This is a genomic window from Nocardia neocaledoniensis, from assembly GCF_003182135.1.
Classification (GTDB): domain Bacteria; phylum Actinomycetota; class Actinomycetes; order Mycobacteriales; family Mycobacteriaceae; genus Nocardia; species Nocardia neocaledoniensis.
The window spans coordinates 198,520-217,929 of the sequence record NZ_QGTL01000002.1; the positions used below are offsets into that span (position 1 = coordinate 198,520).

24 protein-coding genes and 1 tRNA gene are annotated in these 19,410 nt (G+C 69.0%); 12 read left to right on the forward strand and 13 right to left on the reverse strand.

Annotation, left to right across the window (positions count from 1 at the left end; translation table 11 throughout):
- Positions 1-4: 4 nt before the first annotated feature.
- The 9 genes from DFR69_RS35490 to DFR69_RS05270 all read right to left on the reverse strand — a co-directional run bounded on the left by DFR69_RS35490 (position 5) and on the right by DFR69_RS05270 (position 7,454).
- The gene (locus DFR69_RS35490; RefSeq protein ID WP_261774590.1) at positions 5-136 is read right to left on the reverse strand and encodes a hypothetical protein; all 132 of its coding nucleotides are present in this window, start codon (positions 134-136) and stop codon (positions 5-7) included.
- A gap of 45 nt (positions 137-181) precedes the next feature.
- Positions 182-748, reverse strand: coding sequence for a Uma2 family endonuclease (locus tag DFR69_RS05235; protein ID WP_244198102.1), 567 nt, complete (start codon positions 746-748; stop codon positions 182-184).
- 139 nt (positions 749-887) lie between these two features.
- Positions 888-960: transfer RNA gene (locus tag DFR69_RS05240), tRNA-Ala, on the reverse strand.
- 168 nt (positions 961-1,128) lie between these two features.
- Positions 1,129-1,869: a DsbA family protein gene (locus DFR69_RS05245; RefSeq protein WP_110036301.1), complete on the reverse strand. Its 741-nt coding sequence runs from the start codon at positions 1,867-1,869 to the stop codon at positions 1,129-1,131.
- Positions 1,870-1,939: 70 nt separating this feature from the next.
- A complete protein-coding gene (locus DFR69_RS05250) occupies positions 1,940-3,268 on the reverse strand; it encodes an MFS transporter (RefSeq protein ID WP_110036302.1) in 1,329 nt (442 codons plus the stop codon).
- Complete coding sequence (pgm, locus tag DFR69_RS05255) at positions 3,265-4,902, reverse strand: phosphoglucomutase (alpha-D-glucose-1,6-bisphosphate-dependent) (RefSeq protein WP_110036303.1); 1,638 nt, start codon at positions 4,900-4,902, stop codon at positions 3,265-3,267. The genes DFR69_RS05250 and pgm overlap by 4 nt, the downstream gene beginning before the upstream one ends.
- Positions 4,903-4,949: 47 nt before the next feature.
- Entirely contained in the window at positions 4,950-5,312 is a 363-nt protein-coding gene (locus DFR69_RS05260) for a fluoride efflux transporter FluC (RefSeq protein ID WP_110036304.1), read from the reverse strand.
- A gap of 49 nt (positions 5,313-5,361) precedes the next feature.
- On the reverse strand, positions 5,362-5,784 hold the full coding sequence (gene crcB, locus DFR69_RS05265) for a fluoride efflux transporter CrcB (protein WP_110036305.1): 423 nt from the start codon (positions 5,782-5,784) through the stop codon (positions 5,362-5,364).
- 167 nt (positions 5,785-5,951) lie between these two features.
- Positions 5,952-7,454, reverse strand: coding sequence for an MFS transporter (locus tag DFR69_RS05270; RefSeq protein ID WP_110036306.1), 1,503 nt, complete (start codon positions 7,452-7,454; stop codon positions 5,952-5,954).
- 131 nt (positions 7,455-7,585) lie between these two features.
- Between DFR69_RS05270 and DFR69_RS05275 the strand changes: the two genes are divergently transcribed.
- The 4 genes from DFR69_RS05275 (at position 7,586) to DFR69_RS05290 (ending at position 10,653) form a co-directional block, all read left to right on the forward strand.
- Positions 7,586-8,263 carry a TetR/AcrR family transcriptional regulator gene (locus DFR69_RS05275; RefSeq protein ID WP_110036307.1) on the forward strand — a complete coding sequence of 226 codons (678 nt, stop codon included), beginning with the start codon at positions 7,586-7,588 and terminating at the stop codon, positions 8,261-8,263.
- A gap of 60 nt (positions 8,264-8,323) precedes the next feature.
- Entirely contained in the window at positions 8,324-9,625 is a 1,302-nt protein-coding gene (locus DFR69_RS05280; protein ID WP_110036308.1) for a D-arabinono-1,4-lactone oxidase, read from the forward strand.
- A gap of 165 nt (positions 9,626-9,790) precedes the next feature.
- Positions 9,791-10,204 carry an arsenate reductase ArsC gene (locus DFR69_RS05285; RefSeq protein WP_110036309.1) on the forward strand — a complete coding sequence of 138 codons (414 nt, stop codon included), beginning with the start codon at positions 9,791-9,793 and terminating at the stop codon, positions 10,202-10,204.
- 50 nt (positions 10,205-10,254) lie between these two features.
- Positions 10,255-10,653, forward strand: coding sequence for a VOC family protein (locus tag DFR69_RS05290; RefSeq protein WP_186817421.1), 399 nt, complete (start codon positions 10,255-10,257; stop codon positions 10,651-10,653).
- Here the strand turns inward: DFR69_RS05290 and DFR69_RS05295 are convergent.
- Positions 10,629-11,117: an NUDIX hydrolase gene (locus DFR69_RS05295; RefSeq protein ID WP_110036310.1), complete on the reverse strand. Its 489-nt coding sequence runs from the start codon at positions 11,115-11,117 to the stop codon at positions 10,629-10,631. The genes DFR69_RS05290 and DFR69_RS05295 overlap by 25 nt on opposite strands.
- A gap of 118 nt (positions 11,118-11,235) precedes the next feature.
- On the reverse strand, positions 11,236-11,931 hold the full coding sequence (locus DFR69_RS05300) for a helix-turn-helix domain-containing protein (protein ID WP_110036311.1): 696 nt from the start codon (positions 11,929-11,931) through the stop codon (positions 11,236-11,238).
- 116 nt (positions 11,932-12,047) lie between these two features.
- On the opposite strand from DFR69_RS05300, the gene DFR69_RS05305 reads away from it, so the two are divergent.
- The 3 genes from DFR69_RS05305 to DFR69_RS05315 are packed head-to-tail and all read left to right on the forward strand — an operon-like array spanning position 12,048 to position 13,778.
- Positions 12,048-12,509, forward strand: coding sequence for a YiiD C-terminal domain-containing protein (locus DFR69_RS05305; RefSeq protein ID WP_110036312.1), 462 nt, complete (start codon positions 12,048-12,050; stop codon positions 12,507-12,509).
- A gap of 17 nt (positions 12,510-12,526) precedes the next feature.
- On the forward strand, positions 12,527-12,865 hold the full coding sequence (locus tag DFR69_RS05310) for a YnfA family protein (RefSeq protein WP_110036313.1): 339 nt from the start codon (positions 12,527-12,529) through the stop codon (positions 12,863-12,865).
- A gap of 55 nt (positions 12,866-12,920) precedes the next feature.
- Complete coding sequence (locus DFR69_RS05315) at positions 12,921-13,778, forward strand: DUF1266 domain-containing protein (RefSeq protein ID WP_110036314.1); 858 nt, start codon at positions 12,921-12,923, stop codon at positions 13,776-13,778.
- Here the strand turns inward: DFR69_RS05315 and DFR69_RS05320 are convergent.
- A complete protein-coding gene (locus tag DFR69_RS05320) occupies positions 13,756-14,637 on the reverse strand; it encodes a hypothetical protein (protein ID WP_146229196.1) in 882 nt (293 codons plus the stop codon). The two genes, DFR69_RS05315 and DFR69_RS05320, sit on opposite strands and share 23 nt — an antisense overlap.
- 147 nt (positions 14,638-14,784) lie before the next feature.
- On the opposite strand from DFR69_RS05320, the gene DFR69_RS05325 reads away from it, so the two are divergent.
- The 3 genes from DFR69_RS05325 to DFR69_RS05335 are packed head-to-tail and all read left to right on the forward strand — an operon-like array spanning position 14,785 to position 16,411.
- On the forward strand, positions 14,785-15,921 hold the full coding sequence (locus DFR69_RS05325; RefSeq protein WP_110036316.1) for a serine hydrolase domain-containing protein: 1,137 nt from the start codon (positions 14,785-14,787) through the stop codon (positions 15,919-15,921).
- A 36-nt stretch (positions 15,922-15,957) separates the two neighbouring features.
- Positions 15,958-16,161 carry a DUF5302 domain-containing protein gene (locus tag DFR69_RS05330; RefSeq protein WP_110036317.1) on the forward strand — a complete coding sequence of 68 codons (204 nt, stop codon included), beginning with the start codon at positions 15,958-15,960 and terminating at the stop codon, positions 16,159-16,161.
- Between the two features lie 52 nt (positions 16,162-16,213).
- A complete protein-coding gene (locus DFR69_RS05335) occupies positions 16,214-16,411 on the forward strand; it encodes a hypothetical protein (protein ID WP_110036318.1) in 198 nt (65 codons plus the stop codon).
- 149 nt (positions 16,412-16,560) lie between these two features.
- Here DFR69_RS05335 and DFR69_RS33825 read toward each other — a convergent pair whose 3' ends face one another.
- Positions 16,561-17,100 (reverse strand): hypothetical protein, encoded by a 540-nt coding sequence (locus DFR69_RS33825; protein ID WP_146229197.1) that lies wholly within the window; start codon positions 17,098-17,100, stop codon positions 16,561-16,563.
- A 111-nt stretch (positions 17,101-17,211) separates the two neighbouring features.
- On the opposite strand from DFR69_RS33825, the gene DFR69_RS34335 reads away from it, so the two are divergent.
- Complete coding sequence (locus DFR69_RS34335; protein WP_167456158.1) at positions 17,212-17,532, forward strand: WXG100 family type VII secretion target; 321 nt, start codon at positions 17,212-17,214, stop codon at positions 17,530-17,532.
- Positions 17,529-19,406: an alpha/beta hydrolase gene (locus DFR69_RS05340; RefSeq protein WP_167456159.1), complete on the forward strand. Its 1,878-nt coding sequence runs from the start codon at positions 17,529-17,531 to the stop codon at positions 19,404-19,406. Before DFR69_RS34335 ends, DFR69_RS05340 begins: the two co-directional genes overlap by 4 nt.
- The last annotated feature ends 4 nt before the right edge of the window (positions 19,407-19,410 follow it).

Genomic DNA, 19,410 nt, shown 5'->3' on the forward strand with positions numbered 1-19,410 from the left:
TCGACTACCCTCGATCCTGCGGCGCGACGTACTCGAAGGTGGGCCCCGCGGTGGTGCGGCCGTCACCGCTTGGCATCTGCATGAGCGCTCGGGCCTGGGACTTCAACGCGTACATCGTCCCCATCGCCTCTCGCATCTGCGACAGGTTTCCGTTGAAGGTGTTCGGGCCCGCATCCCCTTGTCAGGCGTGCTCGAGCACGTCGAAGGGGATCGTCACTTCGACCGGTTCGTCGAGGAGGAGTACTCGGCGGTGGACTGTGTGCACTCGGTAGCGACGTCCCGACCAGTCGAGGCGATATTCCTCGATCTCCTCGATGCGCTCTTCCTTCTGGTCGAGGCGCACGATGAGATAGCGCGGAATTCCTGCTGCCGCATACTGAATCCGCTTGTCGGTGATATCCGCGTCGATTGTTGATTCCGAAGTCACCTCGACGACCAGCAGCAGATGGTCTCGAACCGAGTTCACGTCGTACGGCTCGCAATCGCGGATCCAGACATCGGGATAGCGGATGTTCAACCGCCGATCGGCCACAGTGGATTCGCTGTCCGGAAACCGCGCCGCGACATCGGAATCCACGATCATGCAAGGCCCGCCCGGCCGTCGTCCCGCCTCGAGCAGGCCGGCCAGTCTCCGGACGACCCGGCTGTGCAACGGGCTCTGCGCCATCATTCGTAGGACACGACCGTCGACGATCTCGATGTCCCCGAATCCGTCCGCCGCGCCGTCCAGGAATTCCTCGGCGGTCATCCGCTGCTCGCGACGCTGGTCCGGGGTGCTCATACGCACATCATTGCAGGATCGCACCCGGTGGACCATCAACCAGCGGCCCACGTGAATAGCAATGGAACGAGAAAGGGTCCGGCTCGAAAGCCGGACCCTTTTGAAGTGGAGCTAAGGGGACTCGAACCCCTGACCCCCACACTGCCAGTGTGGTGCGCTACCAGCTGCGCCATAGCCCCGTGTTCTTTTGTTTCAGCCGCTCTCGCTGCTGCCTGAATGAAGTTACACCATGGTTCTCGGCGACTACAAATCGGCTGGTAGAGGGCGAAAAAGTGGGGTTTGGAGAGGCGGGTGGGGCGGGCGGGAGAGGTGGGGGCGGACTAGAATGTGCCGAACCTCACGCGGGGTCAGGGGGCGAGGGTGGTGACCCAGGTGTCGTCGCGCCAGTCGATGGCGGTGGTGCCGTCGTAGATGGCGGGGGTGGCGGACTTGTTGCCGGTGCGGGCGTCGAGGTCGGCCAGGTTCTTGCCCGCGGCGGTGCGGGCCGCGTCCAGCTGGGCGCCGCCGGTGATGCAGGAGGCGACGGATTCGGGGGCGCCGGATTCGGTGGCGAGGGTCGCCAGGGCGGGGTTGCTCAGGTCGGCGCCGCCCTCGTCGGGCTGCTTAGTGGTGAACAGGGCCTCGTGGAACTTGCCGAAGGTGGGGCCCGAACCGGTCTGGGCGAAACAGAGATTCGCGGCGATGGCGCGGGTGGAGTAGTCCTTGCTCTTGGACTGCTCGTCGAGGAACGCGACGAAGTGGTAGTTCACCGCCAGTTTGCCCTCGTCGATCTTCTGCGCGAGTTCCTGGCCGAAAGTGGTCTCCATCGCGCCGCAGGCAGGGCAGAGCGGGTCTTCGAAGATGTCGACGGTCTTGGCGGCGTCGGGACGGCCGAGGCGGATGACGCCCTCGGGCGTGGTCGTGACCTGCACCGCGGCCTCGCGCACCGGGCCGTAGCCGTCGTTGCGCACCTCGGTCGGAGTCGGCTTGTTCCACTTGAACGCGGCGAACACGAGGAGCCCGATCACGACGACAGCCACCGCGGCCAGGGCGTAGGTGGTGTTGCTCGAAACGGGACGGGGATTGTGCTGGGAACCGGCGCTGCTCACCCGTCCACTTTGCCTCGAGATGACGACGCCGTGTCGCCTGGCCCGCAGAAACCGGTGCTGACCTGGGGATCTACCGTTTCGGTGTGTCGAAGTCGACGGGCCGCGGGGCCAGTCCGTTGCGCACCACCGGCACGCCGTCGGGACAGCCGTCGCCGGTGCACTGCGGGTCGATGCCGTCACCGGCGTGATCGGGATGCTCGGGGTCCTCGGGGTGTCTGATCCGCGACGGTTCGGGCGTCACCAACCACAGGGCCGCCGACACCGCGAGCACGCCGCCGGTGACGGCCATGCCGACGCCGAACGAGGTGCGTTCGGCGATCCAGCCGATCACGATGGGACCGAGGACGGTGCCCAGATCGGCGGCCATCTGGAAGGCCGCGAGCACCGGCCCGCCGCGGGCGCGCGCGCCGATCACGTCGGCCAGCGCGGCCTGCTGGGCGGGGCTGAACATGCCCGAGCCGAGCCCGGCCACGAACGAGGCGAGCAGGAACCAGGGCAGCGAGGGCGCGAAGCCGAGCACGCCGGTGCCGATCGCGCAGATCGCCGACCCGGCGATGAGGAACGGTTTGCGGCCGAACCGGTCCGAGAGCCGGCCCGAGACGAACAGCACGGCGGCGTTGCCCGCGGCGAACACCGTCAGCGCCACGCCCGCCATGCCGGATTCCTGTTTCAGGATCTCCACCACCAGCAACGGGACGAACGCCATGCGCACACCGAACACGGCGGCGCCGCCGGCGAAACTGGACAGCAGCACCGCGCGGTACGCGGGTTCGGACCAGGCCTGGCGGAACGTGAACACCGGTGCGGCCGAGCCCTCCTCGACCCGCAGCACCGGTGATTCGCGCAGCCCGGCGAACACGATCACGCACACGATCAGCAGCGCCGCGGCGTAGATGAGGAAGGGCGCGCGCAAGCCGAGTCCGGCCAGACCACCGCCGACCAGTGGGCCGAGCAGCGAACCGATGAGGAAGCTGGTCGAGTAGATCCCCGAGACGCGTCCGCGCGCGGCGGGCGGGGACACCCGGATGATCAGCGCCATCGACGAGACCGTGAACATGGTCGACCCGACGCCGCCGAGCGAACGCAACACCAGCAGTTGCCAATACGTCTGCGCGAGTGCGCACGCGCCGGTCGAGAGCGCGACGATCAGGATGCCCGCCAGATACACCCGGCGCTCGCCCAGCTTCTGCACGAGCCTGCCGCTGGCGGGCGCGAAGAGCAACCGCATCAACGCGAAGGCGCTGACGATCGCCGAGGCCGCCGCGATGCCGACCCCGAACTCGCGGGCGTACTGCGGCAGAACCGGAGCGACGAGACCGAAGCCCAGCGCGATGACGAAGGCCGCCGCGATCAGGACCCAGATCTCGGCGGGTAGCCGGACCTTCGCCGGAGCGCTCACTCGCTCAACGCCTGGTTCACCATCTCCTCGGCCGCGGCCTGCACCTGGGTGAGGTGCTCGGGGCCCAGGAACGATTCGGCGTAGATCTTGTACTTGTCCTCGGTGCCGGACGGGCGCGCGGCGAACCAGGCGTTCTCCGTCGTGACCTTCAATCCGCCCAGCGCCGCACCGTTGCCGCGCGCGGTGGTGAGAATGCCGGTGATCTCCTCGCCGGCGATCTCGGTGCCGGTGATGGCGTCGGGGGTCAGCGCCGCGAGCTTGGCCTTCTGCGCGCTGGTGGCGGCGGCGTCGACGCGCGCGTAGGCCGGGCTGCCGTACTGACGCTCCAGTTCGCCGTAGCGAGCCGACGGGGTCTGCCCGGTGACGGCGGCGATCTCGGCGGCGAGCAGGGCAAGCAGGATGCCGTCCTTGTCGGTGGTCCACACGGTGCCGTCCATACGCAGGAACGACGCTCCCGCGCTCTCCTCGCCGCCGAATGCCAGGCTGCCGCTGAACAATCCGGGGACGAACCACTTGAAACCCACCGGCACCTCGTAGACGTCGCGGCCCAGCACGTTCACGACCCGGTCGATCATCGACGAGCTGACCACCGTCTTGCCGATCTTGGTGAGCGCGTCCCACCACATCCGGTTCGCGACCAGGTATTCGATCGCTACCGCGAGGAAGTGGTTGGGATTGAGCAGCCCGCCGTCGGGGGTGACGATGCCGTGCCGGTCGGCGTCGGCGTCGTTACCGGTGGAGATGTCGTAGTCGTCCTTGATGCCGACCAGGGCCGCCATGGCGTGGCGCGAGGACGGGTCCATCCGGATCTTGCCGTCGCTGTCGAGCGTCATGAAACGCCAGGTCGGGTCGACGAACGGGTTGACCACCTCGAGCTCGAGGTCGAAGCGCTGGCCGATCTCCTCCCAGTAGTCCACGCTCGCCCCGCCCATGGGGTCGGCGCCCATGCGGATGCCCGCGCCGCGAATCGCGTCCAGGTTCAAGGCGTTCGGCAGGTCGGCGACGTAGTGGTCGAGGTAGTCGTAGCGCTCGACGTGAGTGCTCAGCGCCTGCGTCAGCGAGACCCGCTTCACCGCCGCCAAGCCACCGACCAGCAACTCGTTGGCCCTGGCCGCGATCGCGTCGGTGGCCTTGGTGTCGGCGGGGCCGCCGTGCGGTGGGTTGTATTTGAAGCCGCCGTCGCGCGGCGGGTTGTGCGAGGGGGTGACCACGATGCCGTCGGCCTGATGCTTGGTGCCGCCCCGATTGTGGCGCAGCACAGCATGACTCAGCGCGGGCGTGGGGGTGTAGCGGTCGCGGGCGTCGATCACCGCGGTGACGTCGTTGCCCGCGAGCACCTCGAGCGCGGTGGTCCACGCGGGCTCGGACAGGGCATGGGTGTCGCGCGCGAGGTAGACCGGGCCGGTGATGCCGCGGGTGGCGCGGTATTCGACGATCGCCTGGGTGATCGCCATGATGTGGGCCTCGTTGAAGGCGCAATCCTCGCTGGAGCCGCGATGGCCCGAGGTGCCGAAGACCACCCGCTGCGCCGGTTCGGCCGGATCGGGGACGTGGCTGTAGTACGCGGTGACCAGGTGAGCGATGTCCACCAGGTCGGTCGGGCGTGCTGGCCGTCCGGCGCGATCGTGGGCCATGGTGGGAGTTCCCTTCCGTGTCGGCTGCGCGCGGCTGGTCATGAGGATCATGCGCACAACCACTGGGTGAGGGACGCCGCGGCGTACACCGCGGCCAGGCTCGCCGCGACACTGATCACGACGTTGCCCACGGCATACACAGAGGCGCCCTCGGTCACCAGACGAAATGTCTCGTAACCGAACGTGCTGAACGTGGTCAGCGCACCGCAGAAGCCGATGCCGGCGAACGCCAGCAGCGAACTGCCCGCGCTCGCGCCGATCAGACCGCCGAGCAACGCCGAACCGACAATATTAACGGCAAGCGTGCCCCACGGCAGCCCCGCCGGAAACCGGGCGGACACGGCCCGGTCGAGCAGGTATCGGGCGGGAGCGCCGAGCATTCCGCCCGCCACCACCAGCGCGGTCGTCATCGGCAGTCTCCCCTCTCGACCATCGGATGGCACCCTTCCGTCCTCGGATTCATGTCCGCCGCCGTCGCGCGCCCGCCGCCCATCTGGTCGCGCTCACCGCCACGACCACGGCACCCAGCCCGGCCAGAACCGACAGGCCGAGATAGGTCAGCGCCGAGGCCGTCGCACCGGTATCGAACAGTGTACGAAGCTCGAGACTGTAGGTGGAGAAAGTCGTGAACCCGCCCAGCACACCGACTCCCAGGAACGGGCGCACCAGCTTCGGCGCCTGCCACAGTTCGGTGACCGCCACCATCAGCACGCCGATCGCGAAGCAGCCTGTGACGTTGATCGTGAGGGTGGACCACGGGATCGCGCCGGGGCGCACCGGCCACCAGTGCCCCACGCCGAAGCGGGCGCAGGCGCCTACCCCGCCGCCCACCGAGATCGCCGCGAGGACCGCCGGATCGAGCGTCGCGGGCCGCGATGTCATGGCGCTGCCCTCCCCTGCCGATCCGATGATGGTCGTTGCTCATGGTATCGAGACGCACCGACAACCGGGGACCCAGGCAAACCTTCAGCACTTGGCGCCGCGCGGCGAGCGCCCCGCAGACGCCGATGGCCCGGACCGAGTTCCGGTCCGGGCCATCGGCTCGTTCGTCAGTGCGCGAGCACCGGCTCCCCTTCGGCCGGGGCGGGCACCGTGTTCGGCATGAGCACGCCGATCACGATCGCGCCGAGGACGAATGTGGCTGTCGCCCACCAGAAGCTGGTGGTGTAGCTCTCGATGGCGCCCTGGGCCATGGTCAGCGGGCCCGGCTGGTGCGAGGACACGTAGTCGGTCATCGCCGAGGCCGCGATCGTGCTCAGCAGCGCGGTGCCGATGGAACCGCCGACCTGCTGGCTGGTGTTGACCATCGCCGAGGCGACACCGGCGTCCTCGTGCTGCACACCGGCGGTCGAGCCCTGGAAGGCCACCGACATGGCGCCACCGAGACCGAGGCCGAGCAGCACCAGCGCGGGCAGGATGTGCGTGACGTAGCTGGTGTCCAGACCGATGCGGGTCAGCCAGAGCATGCCCGCCGCGGCGACGAGGAAGCCACCGCTGATGACGACCTTGGGACCGACCTTCGGCAGCAGCAGCGACGGCGCGGTGGTGGAGGAGACCACCATGCCGGCGACCATCGGCAGGAACGCGACGCCGGTGATGATCGGCGTGTACTCCAGGGTCAGCTGCATGTAGTAGGTGAGGAACAGGAAGATCGCGAACATCCCGATGCCCATGATGAACACGGTCAGGTAGGCGGCACCGCGGGTGCGGTCGGTGATGATGCGCAGCGGCAGCAGCGGGTGCGCGACCCTGGTCTCGATCCAGCCGAAGGCCGCGAGCAGCACGGCGCCACCGATCAGGAACGCCAGGGTGGACGGCGCGGTCCAGCCCTCGGTCTCGGCCTGCGAGAAGCCGTAGACGATGCCGAACAACGCGGCGGTGACGGTGATGGTGCCCGGCCAGTCCAGCTTGGGCCGTGCGGCCGAGGTGGTGTGCTTGGCCAGCAGCAGCACCGCGCCGACGAGCGCGACGGCGGCGAAGATCAGGTTGACGTACATCGCCCAGCGCCACGAGGCCCATTCGGTGAGCGCGCCGCCGAGCAGCAGGCCGATCGCGCCACCGGCGCCGGCGACGGCGCCGAAGATGCCGAAGGCCTTGGCGCGTTCGCCGGGTTCGGTGAAGGTGACCGTGAGCAGCGAGAGCGCGGCGGGCGCGAGCAGCGCGCCGAAGACGCCCTGGCCGACGCGGGCCGCGACGAGCATCTCGAAAGTCGTGGCCGCGCCGCCGACGGCGGAGGCCACCGCGAAGCCGACCAGGCCGATGATGAAGGTGTTGCGGCGACCGAACAGGTCGCTGAGCCTGCCGCCGAGCAGCAGCAGGCTGCCGAAGGCCAGCGCGTAGCCCGTGATGACCCATTGCCGGTCGGCGTCACCGAAGCCGAGGTCGGCCTGGGCCGCGGGCAGGGCGATGTTCACGATCGTCGCGTCGAGCACGACCATCAGCTGGGCGATGCCGAGCACGGCAAGCACCCACCAGCGCAGGGCGTGGGACCCGCGGCGGCCCGTGTCCGCGGCCGCGGGACTCTTCGTCCCGGTGTCGAGTGTGGTGGTCATAACTCCCCTTGTGAGAAGGCTGGTGGTCGAAGTGGTGGCACAATCGGAGGTATCCCCTCCGCTTCCACCGAAGCTACCAGAGTAACGGAGAAACCACCTCCACTTAATCCCCGGATTGATAGGATGTACTTGTGAATCACGCCACGACGACTGCCACACCACCCCGCCGACTGCGCGCCGACGCCGCCCGCAATCAGGCGCGCATCGTCGCGGCCGCCCGCGAGCTCTTCGCCGATCACGGGCTGGAGATCACCCTCGACGATGTCGCCGAGCGGGCCGGGGTCGGTGTCGGCACCGTCTACCGCCGGTTCGCGAACAAGAAGGAACTGATCGCCGAGGTCTTCGACCAGCACATGGTCGACTTCGCCGACGCGGCCGACACGGCGATGGGCAATCCGGACCCGTGGCTCGGCCTGGTCGAGTTCTTCGAGCACGCCTGCCAGCACTTGGCGACCAATCGCGGGTTCGGCGAGGTGATGCTCGAGCTCGAGGAGGACCCGGCCCGCTTCGCCGAGATCCGCGACCGGATCCGGCCCGCCGTCACCGGGATCGTCGAGCGCGCCCGCGCGGCCGGTGCGGTGCATCCCGACATCACGACCACCGACTTCTTCGCGCTGATCCACATGGTCGCCGCGTTCGCGGAATTCTCCGCGCCGGTGAATTCCCAAGTGTGGCAGCGCTATATGGCCATCACGCTCAACGGCGTGCGCACCGATTCGGTCCCGCGCAGGCCCCTGCTCGTCGACCCGCTGACCGATGTCGAGGTCGAACAGGCCAAGGCCGCGGGCTGCCTCGGCCGACGGCGCTGAGCAGCACTTCTCCCCCGGTTCAGTAGCGCGCGTCACAACTGATCCTCTACAGTTGGACGCATGACCAAGAACACCTGGGTGAACTGGGCAGGCGAGCAGCGCTGCGCACCCGCCGTCGTCGCCGCCCCGCGCGACGTCGAGGAACTGGCCGAGATCGTCACCGCGTCCGCCGCCGGGGGCCGCACGGTGCGTGTCGCGGGATCGGGCCATTCGTTCACCGATGCGGTCCTCACCGACGGCACCCTGATCAACCTGGGCGGTCTCGACCGCGTGCTCGACGTCGACACCGCGACCGGCCGGGTCCGGGTCGAAGCGGGTCTCACCCTGCACGCGGCCAGCCCGCTGCTGCACTCGCACGGCCTGGCCTTCCCCAACCTGGGCGACATCGACACCCAGTCCATCGCGGGCGCGACCGCCACCGGAACGCACGGCACCGGCGCCCGGCTGCGCAACATCTCCGCGGCGCTGCACGCGGTGGAGGTGATGCGCGCCGACGGCACCCGCGTCGAACTCGACGAGCAGACCGATCCCGACGGCTGGCGGGCCGCACGCGTCAGCATCGGCGCGCTGGGTGTGGTCACCGCGGTGACCCTGCAGCTGGAGCCCTCGTTCGTGCTCGACCTCGTGGAGCGGCCGGTCCCGCTCGCGGACGTCCTCGCCGAACTCGACGAACACGTCGACGGCAACGACCATTTCGAGTTCTTCATCTTCGCGCACAGCGGCGTGGCGATGACCAAGGCGGGCAACCGCACCGACGAGCTCGAGCAGCCGCGCGGGCAACTCACGGCCTGGCTCAACGACGTGTTGCTGTCGAATCACGTGTTCGACGGAATGTGCAAGGCGGGCAAACTGATTCCCGCCGCCATCCCCACGATCCACCGGATCGCCACGCAGGCGGGCAGCCACAACCGCAAGGTCGACCGGTCCTATCGGGTCTTCGCGTCACCGCGGCTGGTGAAGTTCACCGAGATGGAATACGCGATCCCGCGCGAGCACGCGGTCGCCGCGATCGGCGAGATCGTGGAGCTCACCAAGGGTTTCGGCACGCCGATGCCGATCGAGGTGCGCTGGGTGGCCCCCGACGACGCGTTCCTCTCGCCCGCGGGCGGGCGCGACACCTGCTACATCGCCGTGCACCAATACCAGGGCATGGAGTGGGAGCCGTATTTCCGCGCCTGCGAGGCGGTGTTCGACCGGTACGCCGGCCGCCCGCACTGGGGCAAGCGGCACTTCCAGACCGCCGAGACCCTGCGTGCCCGGTACCCCGAGTGGGACCGCTTCACCGAGGTCCGCCGCCGCTTCGACCCCACCGGAGTGTTCGCCAACGACTACGTGCGTCGCGTCCTCGGCACCCTCGACTGACCCGTCCCGCGTACGTGCTCGGCGGCGGGCGTGGTGCGGACATCGCCGGACAATTGTGTCGCCGGTTGTTCCGCACCGCCCGCGCGGGTGGCGGTACGGATGGAATGATGGTGGCGATAACCCGAAGCGCCACAAGCACTTCGCTCCCGCACCGAAAGGGCGACCATGGCCCACACTCCCAGCGTGTTGTTCGTCTGCGTCCACAATGCGGGTAGATCGCAGATGGCTGCGGGATTCCTCCGGGCGATGGCCGGTGACCGGATCGAGGTGCGCACCGCGGGCAGCGAACCGGCGCCCGAGCTGAATCCCGCCGCCGTCGCCGCGATGGCCGAGATCGGCATCGACATCTCCGGCGAGAAGCCGAAACCACTCACCGACGACGCGGTCGGGCTCTCCGACGTGGTCGTCACCATGGGGTGCGGCGAGGTGTGCCCCTACTTCCCCGGCATCAGCTACCGCGACTGGGTCCTCGCCGACCCGGCCGGACAGCCGATCGAGGTGGTTCGCGGTGTGCGCGACCACCTGCGGATCCTGATCGGCAACCTCATCGCCGAACTGGTGCCCGTGCCGGCCCGCTGAGGTCCGATTTCTTCAAGACGACCGCACCGCGGCCCGCCTACGCTGCGGATATGACTCCACAGCTTGATGCGATCTCCGTCGTCGTCTCCGATATGGCCGCCTCGATCGCCTTCTACCGCAAGCTCGGGCTCGTGTTCCCCGAGGGCGCGGAGAACGAAGGCCACGCGGAGGCCCAACTGGCCGGCGGCCTGCGGTTCCTCCTGGACACCGAGCAGGTCGTGGCCTCCTTCTCCCCCGGCTGGCAGCCGCCGACCGGCCACGGGCGCAGCGGCATCGCGTTCCGCTGCGCCGACGCGACCGAGGTCGACAAACTCTGGCACGAGCTCGTCGACGCCGGATACCACGGTGACCTCGCGCCGTGGGACGCCGTCTGGGGCCAGCGCTACGCCACGCTCGCCGACCCCGACGGCCAGGGCATCGACCTCTACGCGCCGTTGCCGAACGAGTAGGCCGACCAGCCGCGCGGATCGCGCTGCCGCCGCTGATATCGGCCCAGCATCTCGCCGACCTCGTCGCTGACCGGCGGTTCGCCGTCCAGCCTGGCCCACAGGTGGGTGTCGTGCTCGGTGAGCGTCACCGGGCCCGGCGCGGCCACCTCGACGGCGAAGGTGAACTGCCGGGTACGGGCGCCGCCGCCGGACAGGTAGTCGAACTCGCCCAGATAGTCGCCGATGCCAGTGACCTCGAGTCCGGTCTCCTCGGCCACCTCGCGGACCACCGCGTCGTCGAGTGCCTCGCCGGGCTCGACGACGCCGCTCGGCAGTTCCCACAGCCCACTCAGCGAATCGGATCGTCGACGGCGCAGGATGAGGACCCGGTTGTGCCGGACGATGACGGCGCCGACCACAAGTCGACGGACCTCGTCTCGTTCGGCCTCGATGCGGAGCGTGGAGTACAGCGATACGTCGATCATGGGGGTCACATCCTCTCGTCGGTGTTCGGGCTTGCCTGCTGCGACGGGGCGTGCACAGAGAGCATAACTTTCCGGCGCGGCGTTGCCGAATGAGACTTTCCGGGCGCCGACCGGCCGCTCAGCCGGGTCGGAGCGCTCGAATCGAGCATCCGCCCAGGTCACGGAACTCCCTGGACAGATGCGCCTGGTCGGCGAACCCGGTGACGGCCGCGGTCTCAGCCGCCGGGACGCCCGCGCGCAACTCGGCGAGCGCACGCTGGAAACGCAGAATCCTGGCCAACATCTTGGGGCCGTAGCCGAACGCCGTCAGCGACCGCCGGTGCAGCAGCCGAGCCGACATCCCCACGCGCGCAGCGGTTTCCGCCACCGAGGCGCCGGCGCCCAAGGTGTCGGCGATCGCGGTGAGCCGCGGATCGGCGGGTCCGCTCGTTGCCGCGAATTCGCGCGCGATCGATTCCAGCGCGGTGGCGCGGTCGGGCGCGTCGTCGATCCGTTCGACGAGTTCGCGCGCCCGGCGTTCGGGGAGCAGCTGCGCCAGCGGCACCCGTTGGTCGAGCAGTTCCGTGGCCGGGACGCCGAGCAGGGTCGGCGCGGTGCCCGGCGCGAACCGGATGCCGACGAATTCCGCGGCCCGCGGCGCGGCCGCGTGGAAGGCACGACTGTCCGGGCCCGCCACCATGAGCGCGCCCTCGGTCCAGATCAGGTCCATGCAGCCGTCGGGGAACACGGTCACCGGACCCGCGTCCGGCGCGACCGTGCGCGACCAGACGACGGCTCGGTCGAGCCGTGCCGCGCGTTCCCGGTAGTCCGCCACGTTCTCGACGGTAGACCGCCCCACCGACAGTGCGCCGAAGCGGCCCGGGAGCGCTCGGCCCGCCGCTACCCTGGGCTCACCGTCCGCCCGGACGGTGGATCGAAAGGACGTCTCCCATGCCCGACGAGGACACTTCGCTGGTCGAGACCGTGAACGGCGCCATCGCCCTCACCATTCCCGCCGCCGCGAAGATGGGGGTCCGCGCGCTCGAGGTGCGGCGCGGTTACGCGCGCACCACCGTGCCGGTCGAGGGAAACGGCAACCACTTCGGCGCCATCTACGCCGGCGTGCAGTTCACGGTCGCGGAGGTTCTCGGCGGCGCGATCACCGCGGGCAGTTTCGACACGGCGGCCTTCTACCCGCTGGTGAAGTCCTTCGACATCTCCTTCCGGAAGATGGCGCGCACCGATCTGACCGCCGAGGCCTCGCTCACCGAGGACGAGATCGCGCGGGTCGCCGCCGAGGCGGCCGAGCACGGCAAGTCCGATTTCACGCTCGAGGCGGTGGTCACCGATACCGAGGGCACCACCGTCGCCACCAGCCGTGGGCTCTACCAGCTGCGGGCGTTCGGGCGCTGAGGTTCTAGGGTCGGGCCATGTCCGTGGTGCGCTCCGCTGTGCTGTTCCTGCTCGCCGCCGTCGCCGAGATCGGCGGCGCCTGGCTGATCTGGCAAGGTGTGCGCGAGCACCGCGGCATGGTCTGGGCGGGAGCGGGTGTCGTGGCGCTCGGTGTCTACGGATTCGTCGCGACGCTGCAGCCCGACGCGCATTTCGGGCGCATCCTCGCCGCGTACGGCGGGGTCTTCATCGCCGGGTCGCTGCTGTGGGGCATGGCGCTCGACGGATTCCGGCCCGACCGCTGGGACGTGCTCGGCGCGGTGGTGTGCCTGGTCGGCGTCGGCATCATCATGTACGCACCGCGCGCCGTTGGCTGACGCGGCAGTCGTAAGATCCGGCCACGACATTTCGGCTCGGCGGAGGGGTGGCTCCATGCAACCGGCAGGTTCGGCGCAGCGTCCGCGCGTCGCGGGCTTTCCCGGTCCCGACATCGACGACGAACCCGATGTCTGGTCGGGCGCGGCCGTCGACGACGACCGGATCAGGGCGCTGGCCGTCGGCGCCTACTACGGGCGCAGCTGGGGCGCGTTCTGCGACGGCGTCGCGTTCCTGCCCGAGGAGGACGACAGCACCGCGACCCGGCGCGAGACCGCGATCGAGGGGTTGCACGAGTCGTGGGGCGTCGACAACGCCGAGGACGCGCGCGACACCATTCGCAGGCTGCTCGTCGGCATGCACGCGCCGCTGTTCGAACTGGTCCATCCGCTGGCCGTCGCCGCGGCGACCGAGCAGGGCCGCGTCGACCGCTCCGGCCTGGCCGACGAGCACCGCGAATTCCTGCACACCCTCTCCGGTTTCCGCGGCTATCGCGGGCCCGCCGGCATCGACCGCGACTACGACGCGTGGCTGCAGGCCATCAAACTCGGCATCACCGACAGCCTGCCGACGCCGCTGCAGACCGATGCGACCGCGTGGGATCTGGCCCGCCTGGTGTTCATCGCCCGCGCCGCCCACACGGCCGGATACCTCACCGAGGACGAGGCGTGGGAGCACATGCTCGGCGGCCTGGACCGCGCCAGGCAGCACTACCGCAACTGGCGTCAGCTCGGCGACGGTTTCCTCACCGGCGCCATCTTCTGGGCGGCCACCCAGGACCTGTCCTCGGCCAGGACCCAGATCGCCGAACGCAGGCGCATGCTCGCGGGGTTGCACCTGCGCCCGTCCAGCCCGTGGCGTCGGGTGGCGCTGCATCCGGGGGCGCCGGTGTTCAGCCCGGCATCGCCAGCATGATGCCGACCGCCTGACGCCGGAACGGCTCGTCGGCGACCATGCCCAGCTTGCGCCGCTCGACCAGCAGTTGCCATTCGCCGAACAGGTCCGCCGAGGACGGCAGCGACGCGGCGATCGACCCGTCGACGTGCTCGATCTCGCAGGCCAGCCGCAGCGCTTCGGTGACGCGGCCGAAATCGTCGGGCTCCCAGTCGAGGAAGTCCAGTTCGGTGCCCGCCCCGGAGATCCGCAGCGTCACCACCTGGCCCGGCGCCGTGCGCACCTCGGCGCCGGTGACCACCGCGACCGGCAGCTCGTACACCGCCCACGCCGAGACGAACAGCAGGCGCAGCGTGGTGATCGCGACCAGTCCCGGCGCGCCCTCGTGTCCGGCCTGGGCCAGCTCGAGCACGTACTCGTCGGGCCGGACGCAGCCGTGCAGGATCTCGATCTCGCGCACCGAATTGCCCGCGTTGCGCATGCGCGCCGCCGCGGCCGACACATCGGCGCGCCGCGCGCCGCGCGGGCCGGGGACGACCGGCGGCGGCGTGAGATCCGGTCGCGGCGGAAACACCCTGCGCAACCCGACCAGCTCGCGTTCCACCGCCCGGACCAGCACCTGCGCCTGCACCCGCACCCCGGTCTCGAGGAACACCGGCACCGGATGCCGATCCGCCGCCGTCCCGTCCGCCCCGATCCGCGCGGACCGGAAGAACAGCAGCAGCGCCAGCTGATCGTCGTCGGTGGTCGCGAGCGCGATCTTGGACAGCTCGGCCACCGCGATGTCGAGCGCCGCCTCGTTGTCGGCCCGCAACGGCGTCGTCACCAACCGCCCGTCCGCGTATCGCACAGCGACCCGCGTACCCCACACCTCGATCACAGCCACCTCCTGGCCAGCCCCCGCTGCGCAGGATCCTACTGACGCCCACCGCGGGCCGGGAAAGACGGGGCTGTCGCCGGTGGCGCACTCGGCGTAGATTCGTCTGCGCTGCTCGGGTGCGTTTCTCCCCAGGAAGGGATCGCCGTCATGAGCGTGTCGCGTCGGCTCGGGGTGGTGCTCGCGCTGGCGCTCGCCCTGACCACGGCGTGCGGCTCCGACACCGAATCCGCCCCGTCCGAGAGTCCGGAGGTCGGTCCGATCACCGAGATCGTGCGGACGAAGATGGCTGACCTCGACCTCAGTTCCGCGGTGTACGGCGTGTGGCGGGGCGAGGAGCGAATCGCACTCGGCGCGCTCGGCGGCTCACCGCTCGGCGTGCCCGCGCGGCCGGAGATGAAGGTGCGGGTGGGGCAGCCGATGGAACCCATGCTGTCGACGGTGCTGTGGCGCCTCGACGGCGAGGGCGTACTGAAGATCGACGAACCGATCGCACGCTGGCTCCCCGGATTCCCCCGCGCCGACACCATCACCCCGCGCATGCTCGCCAACAGCACCTCCGGCATCGCCGACTACGTCACCGAGCCGGAATTCCTGAAGATCTTCGGCGAGAACCCGATCCGCGAGTGGACGGCGAGCCAACTCCTCGAACGCGCCAACGCGCGACCGCCCGTGTTCGCGCCGGGCACCGACTTCGGTTACGCGCACAGCGATCTCGTCGTCCTCGGCGAGGTGCTGCAGAACGCGACCGGAAAGCCCCTCGGCGAGTTGATCGCCGAACACATCCTCACTCCCCTGGGCATGCACAACAGCAAGGTGGTCCTCGATCCCGCCATCGACGCGCCCTACCTGCACGGCTACACCAACGAACGAAAGTTCTTCGAGGACTCCACCTTCTGGAACCCCACCGCCTTCCTGCACAGCGGCAACATGAACGCCCCCGTCACCGACATCGCCCGCTGGGTCCGTGCCCTCGCGACCGGCGAACGCCTCACCACCGACCAGTTCCACCAGATGATGGGCCCCTCCACCGCGGGCCTCGGCCCCTTCACCACCGAGAAGTACTTCGCCTTCGGCGTGGTCCACCTCGCCGACTGGCTGTACATGAACCCGTCCTACGGCGGCTACGACGGCGTCGTCCTCCACGACAACCGCACCGACACCACCGTCATCGCCTACACCACCCTCGGCCCCACCTCCCCCGCCGACAACACCGCCATCCCCCTCGGCACCGCCATCGCCACCCACCTCGTCCCCGACCGCCCCCCAGCCGTTCCGACCGGCTGAACCACGCGGAAGCCGCGGAGATGGCAGGCTGTAGGAATGGCCGATCAACAGGAAAGCGCCGCCGAGAACGCGGTGACCGAGTCGCCGGAAGAGGCGACGAAGCGCAAGTTCCGGGAGGCGCTGGAGCGCAAGGGCGCGAACGCGAAAGGTGTTGCGGCCTCGCGCGACTCCGCGAAGGTGCGGGGAACGCAGTCGGCGGCCGGCGGCAAGCGGACCTTCCGCCGCAAGGCCGGCGGCTGACCGGGCCACCCTCCCACGACGATCAGGTACCGCAATCGAGCCAGGAGAGACGATGACCCGAATCCTGTCCAGAACCGTTGCCACCGCCGCGATCATCCTGGCGATCGGCACGGTCCCCACCGTAGCCACCGCCGCACCACCAGCCCCGTCGGCCGACCCCGTCATCGGTGGCCAGCCGACCCCACCCTTCGACCCGATCTGTCCCCTCTGCTTCATCCGCGAGGCAATCGAGAGCCTGTCCGCACAGTAGGCACATGAGACGCAGTGGGCGCTCCCAGCTGGAGGGCCCACTGCCCGGCGCAGATCCAAACGGCCGAACCGCAACGAGCACCACTCCGTCTGCGTCGGACCGCATTACGCCCAACCGACGAGGTAGCTGTGGTCGTCCTTTTCGGTGCGCTACTCGAGCCAGGACGAACGCTGGAAGTAAGCGTCGTCGGCTTCGTCGTCTTCGGGCGTGGGCTCCCGACGTGCCGAGGCAGCCGGGAAAGTCGCTGTCGGGTTCCAGCCAGGCTGCTGATCGTGCCACGGCTGCGACGCAGACGGTCGGGGTGTCATCGGCTGGTGCTGCTGATCCTGCGGAACCGGTTGCTGAGCGGGCAGTGGTAGTGGTGGCACGGGGAGCGCTTGCTGGAGTGCGTCGACGTACCGTTCGCGCTGGGCTTGCAACCGAGGATCACTGTCGAGTTGGGCAACCGCTGCGGCAACTGCGGCACGGGATTCGGACAGTGCCGTGGCGTGCAGGCGGATGATCATGGCGACGAGGGAGTCGGGATCGAGGCGTCGTGCGGCGTCGGTGAGATGGATCGCTTCCAGCGCACCATCGGCGCTGACCTGGACCGTTGCGATGTTCCCAGCCGCTGAAGCCGAGGCGGGCAAGGTAAGACCGGCGTGGAGTTGCCCGGTGTTGACGTGGAGTGGGTCGAGAGCGCCGGTCATGATGTTGATCCCCTATCGATCATCCTGGCGGTGCTCAGGGAGTCTATAGTGGGCCGGAGTCGATCGCGGTGGGGAGCACGTCGTTGACGTGCCCTGTGGGGAGGGAAACCGATGAGTCCGACGCCGAGTGCCGAACAGTTCGATCTCGATCCCGACGCGGTACGCGCGCTCGCGGCCGGGATGGGGACGGCGGGTCAAGCAGTCCAGGTCATCGGCAAGGGCGGGGCGTTGGCCGATGGGGTCTTCGAATGCATGCCGAACGGCGATGCCCCGCAGGCGTATCAGCTCGCCGCCCGTCGTGCGGACAAGGCCATGGGAGCGGTGGGGACCGCACTCACGGAGCTCAGCGGCCAGACAGTCGGCGCGGTGATCACCTTCGAGCAGCAGGACGAAGCGTTCGCCGGTGCGCTCGGCGGGGTGGCACCGCGATGAGCCAGCATCTGACCGTCCCACAGGTGGAGTCGTGGAAACCCGCCGCGTTCGGTGCGCAGGCCGCCGAGTTCACCCGCCAAGCCGCTGAGCTGCGCAACGCCATCGACACGCAATATCGCGCGGTCGACGGGTCGCGCGAGACATTCCGCCGGAAAACCGGCGACGCCATGCGCGCGAGGTTCGACCAGGTGCGGACGAAGGCGTTGCTCATCGCCGATGCTCTCGACCGCGGCAAGGACGCCGCCACATCGGCACAGTGGACGGTTGGATCCGCGCAAGGGTTTCTTGCGGCGAAGAAGGCTGACGCCGTCGCGAAGAGCTTCGAGGTGCGCGACGATGGCACCTGTGTGATCACCGAGACCGCCAAGCAGCGTCTGTACTCGTCGATCGCGAGTCAATCCACCGATCCGACCGTTGTCGCGGAGAAGTACACGACAGGCATGGCCGCTTTACAGGTCGACGCGAACACCCACACCGCCGCGGTGAAGGCAGCGCTGACCGGTGCGATGAATGCCGACACAGCAGCGAAGACCGCTATCGAAGCGGCGTTCGAGAACCTCCCGACGCCGGAGTCGTTCGGCAACGCGACGACACCGGCGGCTGCGGCGCCGCAGCCGCCCGTCAACGGCACAGCGGAGGACAATCGCAAGTGGTGGGACTCGCTGACCACAACACAGAAGAACGAGATTCTGTCCAGCTCGCCGGGCTCTGTCGGCAACCTCGATGGGTTACCCGCTGAGGTCCGAGACAAAGCGAACCGCGCGATGATCCAGCCCGAATACGACCGTCTCGTCGCGGACAAAGCCCGGTTCGAGGACGCCGTGGTGACCGCTGGCGCCACCGGCGACATGGCGGGAGTCGCCGAAGCGCAGACGGGCTTGGACAGGACCAATCAGAAGATCAAAGATCTCGAAGCGGTACGTGCCGCAGTCGGGGACAGTGCTGCCGCGACGAACCCGCCACGCTATCTGATGGCGCTGGACATGCAATCCGGTCGGCAAGGTCGAGCCGCAGTCGCTGTCGGCAACCCCGACACTGCTGACCACATCTCGGTGACAACACCTGGTCTCGGTTCGGACCTCGACGAAACCCTGCTCGGGGGCGGAACCGGCAACCTGCACGGCGGAATGATCGGCGAAGCCGAGCAACTCATCAGAACATCGGAGACGCAGCTGGGCAACGCCGGACGGGGCGATGAAAATGTCGCCGCGATCGCCTGGTTCGGCTACGACCCGCCGCAGGGTGGTATGAGCCTCGAGGCTGTCGAACCGGACATGATCAACGTGACCAATGAGGGACGCGCACAGGAAGCCGCCGCGCCGTTGTCGTCGTTCTACGACGGCCTCGACGTCGCCAGTGAGAAGAACGACCCGCATATCACCGCGCTCGGGCACTCCTACGGCTCCTTGGCGACCAGCCTTGCCCTGCAAGAGCAGTCCGGTGTTGTAGACGACGTGGTGTTCTATGGTTCCCCTGGTCTGGGCGCGGAGGTGCCCGGGCTGCCCGGAATCAGCGGGGCCGGGTCGCCGATCACGAACCTCGGGTGGAACGACGCGGTGGAGAATGCCGGTGACCTGGGCTTGCGCAACGGCCACGTGTACGAGATGAGCGAGGACCGGGATCCCGTCGCGAATCTTGACGCCTTCGGGAGAAGCCCGAATTCCATGCCGTGGGTCACCCACCTCAGCACCGACCCGATCACGGTCACGGACCCCGCTACCGGCAAGCCAATGACCTTCTCCGGAGCCACGGGTCACTCGGAGTACGGCCGCACCGACGGCACAACCGGCCAACTGCATCGCTCCGGATACAACCTCGCCGCGATCGTCGCTGGATTGCCCGAAAATGCAACCGATCCCAAAACGGTCAGGTGACGTA